Origin of the sequence: Cupriavidus taiwanensis (assembly GCF_900249755.1) — a bacterium.
Taxonomy (GTDB): domain Bacteria; phylum Pseudomonadota; class Gammaproteobacteria; order Burkholderiales; family Burkholderiaceae; genus Cupriavidus; species Cupriavidus taiwanensis_D.
Genome location: NZ_LT976853.1, coordinates 3,286,129 through 3,298,531, shown reverse-complemented (window position 1 = coordinate 3,298,531; position 12,403 = coordinate 3,286,129). Strand labels below are relative to the sequence as shown.

The 12,403-nt window shown below is 71.2% G+C and carries 11 protein-coding genes; 6 read left to right on the top strand and 5 right to left on the bottom strand.

The window, feature by feature from the left end:
- Positions 1 to 39 precede the first annotated feature (39 nt).
- From CBM2594_RS15110 to CBM2594_RS15100, 3 genes are all read right to left on the bottom strand, one after another.
- Positions 40 to 1,398, bottom strand: coding sequence for an MATE family efflux transporter (locus CBM2594_RS15110; protein WP_116357537.1), 1,359 nt, complete (start codon positions 1,396 to 1,398; stop codon positions 40 to 42).
- Positions 1,391 to 1,903 carry a winged helix-turn-helix transcriptional regulator gene (locus tag CBM2594_RS15105; protein ID WP_116357536.1) on the bottom strand — a complete coding sequence of 171 codons (513 nt, stop codon included), beginning with the start codon at positions 1,901 to 1,903 and terminating at the stop codon, positions 1,391 to 1,393. The genes CBM2594_RS15110 and CBM2594_RS15105 overlap by 8 nt, the downstream gene beginning before the upstream one ends.
- A gap of 133 nt (positions 1,904 to 2,036) precedes the next feature.
- Positions 2,037 to 2,951: a LysR family transcriptional regulator gene (locus tag CBM2594_RS15100; RefSeq protein ID WP_116357535.1), complete on the bottom strand. Its 915-nt coding sequence runs from the start codon at positions 2,949 to 2,951 to the stop codon at positions 2,037 to 2,039.
- Positions 2,952 to 2,978: 27 nt separating this feature from the next.
- On the opposite strand from CBM2594_RS15100, the gene CBM2594_RS15095 reads away from it, so the two are divergent.
- The 4 genes from CBM2594_RS15095 to CBM2594_RS15080 all read left to right on the top strand — a co-directional run bounded on the left by CBM2594_RS15095 (position 2,979) and on the right by CBM2594_RS15080 (position 8,152).
- A complete protein-coding gene (locus CBM2594_RS15095; RefSeq protein ID WP_290367793.1) occupies positions 2,979 to 4,568 on the top strand; it encodes an acyl-CoA synthetase in 1,590 nt (529 codons plus the stop codon).
- Positions 4,569 to 4,623: 55 nt separating this feature from the next.
- Positions 4,624 to 5,640: a Bug family tripartite tricarboxylate transporter substrate binding protein gene (locus tag CBM2594_RS15090; protein WP_116357533.1), complete on the top strand. Its 1,017-nt coding sequence runs from the start codon at positions 4,624 to 4,626 to the stop codon at positions 5,638 to 5,640.
- Between the two features lie 104 nt (positions 5,641 to 5,744).
- Entirely contained in the window at positions 5,745 to 7,235 is a 1,491-nt protein-coding gene (locus CBM2594_RS15085) for a chloride channel protein (RefSeq protein WP_232346616.1), read from the top strand.
- A gap of 164 nt (positions 7,236 to 7,399) precedes the next feature.
- Positions 7,400 to 8,152: a hypothetical protein gene (locus tag CBM2594_RS15080; protein WP_116357531.1), complete on the top strand. Its 753-nt coding sequence runs from the start codon at positions 7,400 to 7,402 to the stop codon at positions 8,150 to 8,152.
- 45 nt (positions 8,153 to 8,197) lie between these two features.
- On the opposite strand, the gene dapB is transcribed toward CBM2594_RS15080, so the two are convergent.
- Together dapB and CBM2594_RS15070 are read right to left on the bottom strand one after the other, a co-directional pair.
- Positions 8,198 to 9,007: a 4-hydroxy-tetrahydrodipicolinate reductase gene (dapB, locus tag CBM2594_RS15075; protein WP_116357530.1), complete on the bottom strand. Its 810-nt coding sequence runs from the start codon at positions 9,005 to 9,007 to the stop codon at positions 8,198 to 8,200.
- 45 nt (positions 9,008 to 9,052) lie between these two features.
- Positions 9,053 to 9,502 (bottom strand): Lrp/AsnC family transcriptional regulator, encoded by a 450-nt coding sequence (locus CBM2594_RS15070; protein ID WP_010809873.1) that lies wholly within the window; start codon positions 9,500 to 9,502, stop codon positions 9,053 to 9,055.
- Between the two features lie 130 nt (positions 9,503 to 9,632).
- On the opposite strand from CBM2594_RS15070, the gene CBM2594_RS15065 reads away from it, so the two are divergent.
- Positions 9,633 to 10,814 (top strand): saccharopine dehydrogenase C-terminal domain-containing protein, encoded by a 1,182-nt coding sequence (locus tag CBM2594_RS15065; RefSeq protein ID WP_116357529.1) that lies wholly within the window; start codon positions 9,633 to 9,635, stop codon positions 10,812 to 10,814.
- Positions 10,811 to 12,328: an L-piperidine-6-carboxylate dehydrogenase gene (amaB, locus tag CBM2594_RS15060; protein ID WP_116357528.1), complete on the top strand. Its 1,518-nt coding sequence runs from the start codon at positions 10,811 to 10,813 to the stop codon at positions 12,326 to 12,328. Before CBM2594_RS15065 ends, amaB begins: the two co-directional genes overlap by 4 nt.
- Positions 12,329 to 12,403 lie beyond the last annotated feature (75 nt).

Sequence of the window (12,403 nt, the reverse complement as noted above, 5' to 3'; positions counted from 1 at the left end):
AGCAGGCGGGAGAGGGGAGCAAACCGGCGTTTTTACGCGTCACCGCGCCGACCACTCCCCCTGCCTGACCCCCAGCGCCGTCACCACGCCATAAGCCGTGATCCCCAGCGCCACGCCCAGGAAATGCCCGTCCAGGCCCATGCCGAACACATTGGCCAGCAGCCAGCCGCCACCTGCGGCCAGCGCGATCCGGCACAGCCCCGCCGCCACCGGCCAGCGCATGCGGCCCGCGCCCATCGAGGCGAAGTACAGCGCCATGCCCAGCCCGAAGCCGCCGAATGCCGGCCCCACCCATGACAGCGCGCGCGCGGCGATGGCAATCACTTCGGGATCATCGGTGAACAGGCTGGCAAAGCGCACCGGCGCCAGGCCGACGGCGGCGCCGGCGGTGCCGGCGATGACCAGCGCCAGCAAGGCCCCCACCCATGCCGTGCGCCGCGCGGTGTGCCAGTCGCCGGCGCCGACCGCGCCGCCGACCAGCGCGGTCAGCGCCGAGCCCACGCCGAAGGCGAGCGGGATCATCAGGAATTCCAGCCGCGCCGAGATGCCGTAGGCCGCCACCGCGGCGGTGCCATGGTGGCGCAGCTGCGCGGTGACCAGGATGGTGGTCAGGTTGGCCACCGAGGCCAGCGCGCACGCGACCAGGCCCACCGACAGGATGCGCGCGAACAGCGGCCATGACAGCCGCACCCGCAGCACCGGCACGAAGCCCGCGCCGCCGCGCGCCACCACGACCGCCATCGCCAGCGCCGCGGCCCACGACACCGCCGCCAGCGCCGCGCCGATGCCGGCCAGGCCCATGCCGGCGGGCTCGGCCAGCAGCCACGACAGCAGCGGGAACGCAATCCACATCAGCGCCAGCACGCGCGCCGCCAGCGCATGGCGGCCGCCGCCGCGCAGCACCGACGCCAGCGTGTTGGCGAGCCACGCCGGGATCGCGCCGGCGCCGAACAGCCAGATCGCATAGGTGGCGGCCGCGTCGGCGGCGGTGGCGCCGGCCACCGCGCCCAGCACCGCGTGCGGAAACCCCGCCAGCACCACGGCAAACGCCAGCCCGGCGATCACGGCGATCCACAGTGCGTGCACCACCAGCGCCGAGGCATCGTCGCGCTTGTTGGCGCCCAGTGCGCGCGCAATGGCCGCGACCACGCCGCCGCCCATGGCGCCGGTCGACATCTGCTGCAGCAGCAGCGCAAACGGCAGCACCACCGCCCAGCCGGCCAGCGCCGCGGTGCCCTGGCGCGCGGCCAGCCAGGTTTCGATCAGTTGGGCCGCCGCCTGCAGCAAGGCAATCAGCGCGGTGGGCCCGGCCAGCTTGCCGATGCGGCGGGCGATCTCGGTGGCCGGCACCGTGTCGGCCGGCACGGTGCCCGCGGGCAATGCGCGCGTGTCAGTCATGGCCCGTCTCCGCCCCGCCCGCGGCTGCGGTGTCGCCGAAGCGACGGCGCAGGGAGCGGCCGGCACCCGGGCCGGGCACCACCTGAAGGTCGTCCAGCGTGATCGCGCTGCCGTCGACGCGCGTCAGCGCGGGCTCGGCGATCTCGGTGCCGGTGCGCCGGTCCTGCAGCAGCGTCAGCGGCCCCTTGTCATCGGTCATCCAGCGGTCGGCCCACGCCTTGAGCGCCACATAGGCCGGGAAGAAATCGCGGCCCTTGTCGGTCAGCTGGTAGACATGGCGCGCGCCGCCCTCGGGCGCGACGCGCGCCAGCAGCCCGTGCGCCACCAGCGTCTTCAGGCGCGCGCTCAGGATGTTGGGGGCGATGCCCAGGTTGCGCTCGAGCTCGTCGAAACGCGTGCTGCCGTAGAACGCCTCGCGCAGCACGAGGATGGCCCAGCGTTCGCCCAGCACGGCCATCGAGCGGGCCACGGGGCAAGGCATCGCGGTGAAATCGGTAGGGGGCATGGTGTTGTCGCCGTTGGGGTCGGCCTGCTTTCAATTTGCAAGCTTGCTGCAGCATAGCTTGCAAATTGAAAGTATGCAGGCCGGCCGCGGCATCCCGGACCGAAAGCGTGCGTTCACCGGCCAGCGGTGCCCGCTACTTCACCGCGTCCCGGAATACCTCCAGCTTGCCCAGTTCCTCGCGCAGGAAGCCGATCAGCGCGCGCGTGGCCATCGACGGATGCAGGTTGGGCGTGGTGATGATGAACAGCTTGTTGCCCAGCCCCTCCGGGCGCCAGTCCGGCAGCACCGGCACCAGCTGGCCGGCACGCACTTCTTCCCAGCCGATATAGACCGGCAGCATGCCGATGCCATGCCCTTCGCGCACCGCGCGCGCCAGGAACAGGAAGTGTTCGGACTGCAGCGTCGGCGTCAGCGCCACGTCGACGCGCTGGCCGTCGCGGTACAGCGACAACGGGAACTGCCGCGGCGGGTAGGGCGGGCACAGGAAGCTGCAGCCGGCGAGGTCCGGCGGCAGCTGCACCGGCGCAATCCGCGCGAGGTATTGCGGCGATGCGTACAGTTGCCAGCGGATATCGCAGATTTCGCGCGCCACGTGGTCCAGCGGCGGCGCCGAGGTGACCTTCAGCGCCACGTCGATCTCGGCCGCGATCAGGTCGTTGACGCGGTTGGCAAAGAACACGCGCAGCGTGATGCCGGGATGCTTCTGCGCGAACTGCAGCAGCAGCGGTGCGATATAGGCATCGCCCAGCCCGGTGGGCACGCTCACGCGCACATGGCCGCGCAGGGTCCGGCCCAGGCTGTCGATCTCGGCCTGCGCCGAGGCCACTTCCTGCAGCATGCGCACGCCATGCTGGTACAGCGCCTGGCCGGGTTCTGTCAGCTCGAGCCGGCGCGTGGGCCGGCGCAGCAGCTGCGCGCCGGCCTGGCGTTCCAGCTCGCGCAGCTGGCGGCTGACCTGCGAACGCGTGACGCCGCGCCGGCGCCCGGCTTCGGCAAGGTTGCCGGCATCGACGATGTCGACGAAGGCCTGGATCAGGTTGAGGTCCATCGGGGATTGCCTGCAGCATTGTCACGTATGGCGCAACATTGTGATTCCACCTGGCCTGATTGTCGATGCGTGGCTACGCCGATACAGTGGTCGGCTGACACAACCCAGGCAAGGAGACAGCGGATGGCCACGGACCTCTGGTATGAAGACATGCACCGCAGCGGCGAGGCCCTGCTGGCGCGCGGCTCCCAATTGGCCGGCGGCCTGCGCGCGCTGGGCATGCAGCAGGGCGACGTGGTCGCGGTGCTGCTGCGCAACGATCCGGTGTATGCCGACGTAGTCCATGCCTGCCGCATCGCCGGCTGCTACTACTGCCCGATCAACTGGCACTTCACCGCCGACGAAGTGCGCTTCCTGCTGAGCGACAGCGGTGCCAAGGTGCTGCTGGTGCAGGACGACCTGCTGCCGGCGGTGCGCGACGCGGTTTCGCCCGGCATGGCGGTGCTGTCGGTGGGCGGTGCCGCCGCGGGCGCGGCCGAATATGAAGGCTGGCTCGCGCAGCAGCCCGCCTACGACGGCCCGCGCGTGGCGCCGCGCGGCCATATGGCGTACACCTCCGGCACCACCGGCCGGCCCAAGGGCGTGGTGCGCCAGGCGCTGCCGCTGGACGGGCTGGAGGAGCAGCTGGCGCGCGTGCGCTCGGTGGTGCGGCAGACTTACGGCCTCGAGCCGGGCTGCCGCGCGCTGATGTCGGCGCCGCTGTACCACAGCGCGCCCGGCTCGTTTATCCAGAACGCGCTGCAGATGGCCGAGCGCCTGGTGCTGACGCCGCGCTTCGATGCCGAGCAGGTGCTGGCGCTCGTGGAAAAGCACCGCATCGATGTGCTCTACCTGGTGCCCATCATGTACGTGCGCCTGCTCAAGCTGCCGCCCGAGGTGCGGGCGAAGTATGACCTGTCTTCGATCCGCTTCGTCGCCTCGACCGGTTCGCCGTGCGCGCCCGAGGTCAAGCGCGCGATGCTGGAATGGCTGGGCCCGGTGATCCATGAAACCTATGCCTCCAGCGAGGCCGGCATGATCACCGTGGCCACGCCGGCCGACGCCGCCGCGCGCCCGGGCACCGCCGGCAAGCCGGTCGACGACGCGCAGCTGCGCATCCTCGACGAGCACGGCCGCGAGTGCGCGCCGGGCGAAATCGGCCTGGTCTATGTGCGCCAGCCCGCTTACCCTGACTTCACCTACCGCAACAATGAGGCCGCGCGCGCCGCCATCGACCGCGACGGGCTGGTGACGCTGGGCGACATGGGCTATGTCGATGCCGACGGCTACCTGTTTATCTGCGACCGCGCCTCGGACATGGTGATTTCGGGCGGCGTCAACATCTACCCGGCGGAGATCGAGCATGAACTGGTGCGCTACCCCGGCGTGGCCGACTGCGTGGTGTTCGGCATTCCCGACGCGGAATACGGCGAACGGCTGCTGGCCATGGTGCAACCGATGCCGGGCGCGGAGATCCGCGAGACGGAAGTGATCGACTGGCTGCGCCAGCGGCTGTCCGGCTTCAAGGTGCCGCGCAGCATCGTGGTCGAGGCGCAATTGCCGCGCGACGAAACCGGCAAGCTGGCCAAGCGACGGCTGCGCGACCGATACTGGGAAGGCCGCCAGCGCCGCGTCTGAGCGCCCCGGGCGGGACTGCACGGCGCACAAGCCGATAACGACAGGAGGAGACGCGATGCAGCACAAACCGACCAAAGCAACCGGACTCAATACCAGGCGCGGCTGGCTCGCCGCGCTCGCCGCCGGCGCGGGGTGCGCGCTGGCGCTCTGGGGCGGCGCCGCGCAGGCGGCCTATCCCGACCGTCCGCTCAAGCTGGTGGTGCCGTACACGCCGGGCGGCTCGACCGACCAGTTCGGGCGCGCGCTGGCCGACGGCATGTCGCGCCAGCTGGGCCAGAGCGTGGTGGTGGAAAACCGCCCCGGCGCGGCCACCATGATCGGCACCACCAGCGTGGCGCGCGCGCCGGTTGACGGCTACACCATGGTGCTGGCGACCAACGGCAGCATGGTGCTCAACCCGATGCTGTACAAGAAGATCAACTACGACCCGCCCAAGGATTTCCGCATTTTCAGCATCGGCGCCGAGGCGCCGCTGGTGGTGGTCACCAATACCCGCGTGCCGGCCGCCAATGTCCGCGAGTTCGCGGCCTACGCCAAGGCCGAGGGCGGTAAGCTCAACTACGGCTCGGTGGGGCTGGGCAATGCGCTGCAGCTGGCTACCGAGATGCTCAAGACGGAACTGGGCATCAGCGTCACGCACGTGCCCTACAACGGCAGCGCCCCGGCGCTGGCGGCGCTGCTGGCCAATGACGTGCAGCTGATGGTCGATGTGGTCAGCACGTCGCTGCCGCATATCAAGGCGGGCAAGCTGAAGGCGCTGGCCGTGACCGGGCGCCGCCGCCTGGAGGTGCTGCCCGACGTGCCGACCGTGGCCGAAAGCGGCTATCCCGACTTCCAGGCCGCCACCTGGTTCGGCCTGGCGGTGCCGGCGCAGACCCCGCCCGACGCGGTGGCCAAGCTGCAGGCCGCCGCCGACCACGTGCTGAAGGACCCGCAGTTCCGCGCCACCTTCAGCGCGCTGGGGCTGCTGGTGCAGCCGCCGCGCACGCAGGCCGAGATCGACCGCTATATCGAGGCCGACCGCGCGCACTGGGGCAAGGTGATCAAGGCCAACAACATCTCGCTGGACTGACGCGCGCGCAGGGGCGCGCAGGGACGCGATCGCGATGGGCGTATAGTGCGAGGTCATCAAGGCGGCGGGGCACGCCCCGCCGGATGCCTGCGCACGCCCCAGCCATGACCGATCGCGACCCCAACGATCCCACCCCTTCCACATCATCATCCTCCGCTCCGGGCACCAGCCCCGAGCCGCCGGCCCGGCCCGACGCCGGCACCCCGCCACCCGATCCCCGCCTGCTGGACCAGATCAGCCGCCGCGCGCGCGTGGCGGCGTGGCGCAAGTCGCGCCAGGCCGGGCGCATCTCGCGCACCACGCTGCGCTATGCCGCGTTCATGTTCGGCGCGGGCTGCGTCGGGCTGTTCTCGCTGGTGTTCGCGTGGATCGCCGAAGTGGCGCTGCACTGGAACCGCCAGCTGACCCAGGCCACGCCGTGGCTGGCGTTCGTGATGCTGCCGTTCGGGCTGGCCGCGCTGCGCTGGCTGACCATCCGGCTGGCGCCGCAGGCGCGCGGCAGCGGCATCCCGCAGGTGATCGCGGCGGTGACCCTGCCGCCGGCGGGCCCGGCGCAGACGCTGCTGGTGTCGTTGCGCCAGGCGATGTGGAAGGTGGTGCTGACCGCGGCGGCGCTGCTCGCCGGCGCCTCGGTCGGGCGCGAGGGGCCGTCGGTGCAGGTGGGCGCGGCGGCCATGCTGGCCTGGGGCCGCTGGTGCCAGGAGAAGCTGCGCTTTCGCATCGGCTTCCATCCCAATGCGCTGATCGCCGCCGGCGCGGCCGGCGGGCTGGCGGCGGCGTTCAACACGCCGCTGGCCGGGGTGGTGTTCGCGATCGAGGAGCTGGGCCGCGGCACCGCGGTGCGCTGGGACCGGCTGGTGCTGTCGGGCGTGCTGACCGCGGGTTTCGTGTCGCTGGCGGTGCTGGGCAACAACCCGTATTTCGTGGTCAAGGTGCCGATGCTGGGCCTGCATGAGGCCTGGGGTCCGGTGCTGCTGTGCGCGGTGGTGACCGGCGTGCTGGGCGGCGTGTTTGCCAAGGCGCTCAAGGGCGGCGTGCCGGCGCTGCTGCCCGTGGCGTGGCGCGACTGGCCGGGGAAGCATCCGGTGTCGGTGGCGTTCGGCTGCGGGCTGGTGGTGGCGATCATCGGCTGGGCCACCGCGGGCGCGACTTTCGGCACCGGCTACGAGCAGGCCGCGGCGCTGATCAACGGCGAATCGCATGCGACGCTGTGGTTCGGCCTGGCCAAGCTGGCGGCGACCGTGGTGTCGTACTTCGCCGGCATCCCGGGCGGGATCTTCACGCCGGCGCTGGCGATCGGCGCGGGCATCGGCGAGAACGTCGCGCATTTCGCCAGCGGCATGGCCGAGCCGCGCGTGCTGGCGCTGGTGTCGATGGCGGCATTCCTGGCCGCGGCGACGCAGGCGCCGATCACCGCCAGCGTGATCGTGATGGAAATGACGCGCACGCAGGACCTGACCGTGTTCCTGCTGGCGGCGTCGCTGCTGGCGTCGTTTATCTCGCGGCAGTTCTCGCCGCACCCGTTCTACCACCAGGTCGGGCACACGTTCCGGCGCGAGGCGCTGGCGCTGGCGCGCAAGGCCCCGGCCGGCTGATGCCGGCGCGCAAGTGCCGGCGGCGCCGGCGCCATCGGGTAAGCTAGCGCACGCCCCCTTTGCCGCCGTGGCCGGATGTGAGTCGTTCGTCACGAACACGCGCCGCGCAGGAACAACCCGGCGGGGGCGGGCTCCAACCCGGAGCCTTTCACCAGGAGTCTGTCTTGAAATTCCCCGTTGCCGGGCTGGCGCTTGCCGGCCTGCTGGGCGCCGCCGGCGCCAATGCCGCGCCTGCCGCCACCCCTGCCGCCACCCCTGCCTCCGCACCGGCCGGCAGGCCGGCGGCGCCCGTTGCGGCCAGGGCCCAGGCAGAAAACAGCGCGCTGTCGCCGCTGCTGGCCATGCTGGAAATCGGCAACCCGCTGCCGGCGCTGCCTGACTGCGCCGACAAGCGCACGCCCGACGGCCGCGATGTCACCGGGTTTTGCGTCGAACTGAAGGGCGATGGCCTGATGCGCCAGGTCGGCGTGCCGCGTGCGCAGCGCCCGGCGTTCATGGATGGCCCCTATGTGGTCGCCTTTGTCGACCGCAATGCGCTGGTCGGGCTGGTGGTGCCGACCGCCGGCGCCAATTCGCAGCAGGCCGCCGCCGACAGCATCAGCGCGCTGTACGGCAAGCCCTTCCGCCAGGAGCAGGAGGACATGCCCGACAAGTCCGGCAAGACCGTCAAGACGCTGCATGCCGGCTGGATGCACAAGCCGCTGACGGTGGAGCTGTACGCGATGCCGGAAGACCCCAGCACCGGCACCATCGAGATGCTGCTGCCGCAGGCGCGCGCGCTGATGGCGGACAAGGACGCCGAGGTCGACAAGCAGCTCAATCCGGCGTCGGCGCCGGCGGCCAGGAGCGGCAAGACTGCCGCCGCCAGGCCCGCGCCGAAGGCTGCGCCCAAGCCGGAGAAGCCGGGCAGCTGGTAATACCGCAAGCCGGCGGCCAGCCGCCTGCCTGCGCCGCGCGCGGCCTCAGAGGCCTTCCATCACCTTGTCCAGCCCCCGCACCACGCCGCGCACGGTGTGGACCTTGCGGATCGCCAGCAGCGCGCCGGCCACATACGGCTTGGAGCCGTCGCCGGCCTCGTGCTTCAGGTGCAGGCGCTGCCCGTCGGCGCCGAAGATCACTTCCACGCCGAGCTGGTAGCCCGGCAGCCGCACCGCATGCACCTGCGTGCCCGACATGGTCGCACCGCGGGTTTCCTTCGGGCCGTTGACCTGGTCGACCGGCACCGCCTGCGCGGCGGCCTTGACCTGGCCCAGCCGGTACGCCAGCTCGCGCACCGTGCCGGAGGGCACGTCGATCTTGCCGGCCTTGGCGTAGTCGATGATCTCCCAGTGTTCCAGGTGGCGCGCGGCCATCTCGGCGAACTTCTGCAGCAGCACCACCGTGATGGCGAAATTGCCGCAGGCGAGCACGCCGCGCTCGGCCTGGCGCGCGGCCGCGTCGATTTCGGCATAGTCGTCGTCGGTCAGTCCGGAGGTGCCCACCACCACGTGCGCGCCATGCGCCAGCGCCTGCAGGATGTTGTGCTTGGCGATGCCCGGCCTGGTGTATTCGACGTAGACGTCGTAGGGCTTCTCGCCCAGCGACTCGATGCTGGCGGCCGCCACGCCCGGCGTATCGGCATGGCCGGTCAGCTGCGCCAGCGGCTGCCCGGCGGCGCCGCGCGACAGCCCGGCCACCAGGGTCATGTCGGCCGCATGGGCCACGCCGCGCGCCAGTTCGCCGCCGGCCCAGCCGGTCACGCCGCCCACGGCGACACGGATCGGATTGTTCATGTTCTGCTTCTCCGCAAAGGCTGATGGGAGTGGCAGCATACCGCGTCAGCCGGCGGCGCGCCGGCGGTCGAGCTTGCGCGCCAGCACGATCGAGGTGGTGGTGTGGTTGACGCCGTCGAGCATGCCGATCTCGTCGAGCAGCCGGTCGAGCCGGTCATGCGTGTCGCAGCGGATCGCGACCAGGTAGTCGACCGGGCCGCTGACGGAATTGACCTCTTCGATCTCGGGCAGCCGCTGCAGCGCGCGCAGGATCGCGGGCGCGGCCTTGGGCTGCACCGACAGGCCGCAGTAGGCCAGGATGGCGTTGTCTTCCATGCGCTGGCCCAGCCGCACGCCGTAGCCGGCGATCACGCCGCTGCGCTCCAGCCGCGCGATGCGTGCGACCACGGTGGTGCGCGCGATCCCCAGGTGCCGCGCCAGGTTGGCGGCGCTTTCGCGGGCGTTGGCCTGCAGCAGCGACAGCAGGTGGCGGTCGGTGGTGTCGAGTTCGGTCATTGCGTCGGGATGCTTCGTCGTTTCGTTCGATTATGGCGGTTTTTCGTCGTTCTTGTGCCTTCATTGTGGCGGCCGGGCTATCCATACTCCAGTCAACGGGAATCTTCTTTTTCTTGTGGACGGAGACACCATGCAAGCCTCGAACCTTGGCCGGCAGGCCCCGCGCGACCTGCCCAGGGCGGCCCGCCCGCTGCACGTGACGGTGCTGGGCGCCGGCAAGATCGGCCGCACCATCGCGGCCATGCTGCACGACAGCGGCGACTACCGCGTCAGCGTGGTCGACCATGACGCGCGCCGCCTCGACGGCCTGCCGCGCGGCGTGCTGGCGCGCGCCGGCGATCCCACCGAGCCCGGCACCTGCGCCGCGCTGCTGGCCGGCGCCGACGCCGTGCTCAACGCGCTGCCGTTCCATGCCGCGACCAGCGTGGCCTCGGTGGCGGCGCGCCTGGGCGTGCATTACTTCGACCTGACCGAGGACGTGGCCGCCACCCAGGCGATCCGCCAGCTGGCGCAGGGCGCGCGCTCGGTGCTGATGCCGCAATGCGGACTGGCGCCCGGCTTTATCGGCGTGGTCGGGCACGACCTGGCGCAGCGCTTCCTGCGCGGCGGCGGCGAGCTGCTGGACTTGCAGATGCGGGTGGGGGCGCTGCCGCGCTATCCGAGCAACGCGCTCAAGTACAACCTGACCTGGAGCACCGAGGGACTGATCAACGAGTACTGCAACCCGTGCGAGGCCATCGTCGACGGCCGGCGCGTGGAGCTGACCGCGCTGGAAGGGCTGGAGAGCTTTGCGCTGGACGGCATCGAATATGAGGCCTTTAATACATCGGGCGGACTGGGCACGCTGCCCGAGACGCTGGCCGGGCGCGCGCGCCATGTCGACTACAAGTCGATCCGCTATCCCGGCCACTGCGCGCTGATGAAGCTGCTGCTCAACGACCTGCGCCTGCGCGAACGGCGCGACTGGCTGCGCGATATCTTCGACCGCGCCATTCCGCTGACCGAGCAGGACGTGGTGATCGTGTTTGCCACCGCCACCGGCTATCCGGCCGGCGGCGAACGCGGGCGCGGTCCGCTGACACAGGCTTCGTTCTCGGCGCGCATCGGCGGGGTCGACGGCGCCGGCGGGCATGTCAATGCGATCCAGCTGACCACGGCCGCGGGCATCTGCACCGCGCTGGACCTGGTGGCCACCGGCGCGCTGCCGCAGGCCGGCTTCGTGCGGCAGGAGTCGATGCCGCTGCAGGCCTTCCTGTCCAACCGCTTCGGCCGCCACTACACGCAGCATCCGCTGCAGGAGAGCCTCGTATGAAAGCGCAAGAGTTCGCTGCCTGCTGGGATTCGCTGGGCCTGCCGCGGCCATGGCAGCAAGGAACGCCGGCCGGCGCCGTGACGGTGCGCTCGCCGGTCGACGGCGAGGCCATCGGCCATGTGCCGGCCTGCACGCCGGCGCAGGCCGACGCGCTGATCGCGCGCGCGCACGCGGCGCAAAGCACCTGGGCGCTGCTGCCGGCGCCGGCGCGCGGCGAGATCGTGCGGCGCTACGGCGAGGTGCTGCGCGAGCACAAGCCGGCGCTGGGGCGGCTGGTGTCGCTCGAAGCCGGCAAGATCCTGCAGGAAGGGCTGGGCGAGGTGCAGGAGATGATCGACATCTGCGACTTCGCGGTCGGGCTGTCGCGCCAGCTGCACGGGCTGACCATCGCCTCCGAGCGCCCGCAGCATGCGATGCGCGAGACCTGGCACCCGTACGGCCTGTGCGGCGTGATCTCGGCGTTCAATTTCCCGGTCGCGGTGTGGGCGTGGAACGCGGCGCTGGCGCTGGTGTGCGGCAACGGCGTGGTGTGGAAGCCGTCGGAGAAAGTGTCGCTGTGCGCGCTGGCCGCGCACGGCCTGCTGGAGCGCGTGCTGGCCGCGGCGGCGCCGCAGCACTGCGGCATCTCGGCGGTGCTGCCGGGCGGGCGCATGCTTGGGGGCCACCTGGTGGCGCACCCCGCGGTGCGGCTGGTCAGCGCCACCGGCTCGACCCGCATGGGCCGCGAGGTCGGCATCGCCTGCGCCGGGCACTTCAAGCGCAGCATCCTGGAGCTGGGCGGCAACAACGCCGCCATCGTCGCACCCTCGGCCGATATCGAGCTGGCGGTGCGCGCCATCACCTTTGCCGCGGCCGGCACCGCCGGGCAGCGCTGCACCACGCTGCGCCGCTGCTTTATCCATGCCGACCTGATGGACACCATGGCGAGCCGGCTGATCACCGTGTTCGACCGGCTGCCGGTCGGCGATCCGCTCGAAGACGGCACGCTGGTCGGCCCGCTGATCGACACCGCCGCCGGCGACGCCATGGCCAACGCGCTGGCGGCGTGCCGCGCGCAGGGCAATATCGTCACCGGCGGCGAGCGGCTGCTGGCCGAGCGCTATCCGCATGCGTATTACGTGCGGCCCGCGCTGGTGCTGACCGACGCGCAGCACGACACCATGCTGACCGAGACCTTCGCGCCGATCCTGTACCTGATGCCCTACACCACGCTGGACGAGGCCATCGCGCTGAACAATGCCGCCGCGCACGGGCTGTCGTCGTGCATCTTCACCGAATCGATGCGCGAGGCCGAGCGCTTCCTGTCGTCGGCGGGCAGCGATTGCGGCATCGCCAATGTCAATATCGGCACCAGCGGCGCGGAGATCGGCGGCGCCTTCGGCGGCGAGAAGGCGACCGGCGGCGGCCGCGAGTCAGGCTCGGATGCGTGGAAGGGCTATATGCGCCGCGCCACCAACACCATCAACTACGGCGATTCGCTGCCGCTGGCGCAGGGCATACGGTTCGAGATCTGACGGCATCCCGGGGTAGGCGGCAGGGCGCGTAGGGAACGGTAACAAGCCTTACACGGCCTTGACGCCGTATTACGC

Coding starts and splice junctions, on each gene's coding strand:
- CBM2594_RS15095 (WP_290367793.1), top strand. CDS start 2,979: ATGGCGCAACATTGTGATTCCACCTGGCCTGATTGTCGATGCGTGGCT.
- CBM2594_RS15100 (WP_116357535.1), bottom strand. CDS start 2,951: ATGGACCTCAACCTGATCCAGGCCTTCGTCGACATCGTCGATGCCGGC.
- CBM2594_RS15085 (WP_232346616.1), top strand. CDS start 5,745: ATGACCGATCGCGACCCCAACGATCCCACCCCTTCCACATCATCATCC.
- CBM2594_RS15110 (WP_116357537.1), bottom strand. CDS start 1,398: ATGACTGACACGCGCGCATTGCCCGCGGGCACCGTGCCGGCCGACACG.
- CBM2594_RS15065 (WP_116357529.1), top strand. CDS start 9,633: ATGCAAGCCTCGAACCTTGGCCGGCAGGCCCCGCGCGACCTGCCCAGG.
- CBM2594_RS15105 (WP_116357536.1), bottom strand. CDS start 1,903: ATGCCCCCTACCGATTTCACCGCGATGCCTTGCCCCGTGGCCCGCTCG.
- amaB (WP_116357528.1), top strand. CDS start 10,811: ATGAAAGCGCAAGAGTTCGCTGCCTGCTGGGATTCGCTGGGCCTGCCG.
- dapB (WP_116357530.1), bottom strand. CDS start 9,007: ATGAACAATCCGATCCGTGTCGCCGTGGGCGGCGTGACCGGCTGGGCC.
- CBM2594_RS15070 (WP_010809873.1), bottom strand. CDS start 9,502: ATGACCGAACTCGACACCACCGACCGCCACCTGCTGTCGCTGCTGCAG.
- CBM2594_RS15090 (WP_116357533.1), top strand. CDS start 4,624: ATGCAGCACAAACCGACCAAAGCAACCGGACTCAATACCAGGCGCGGC.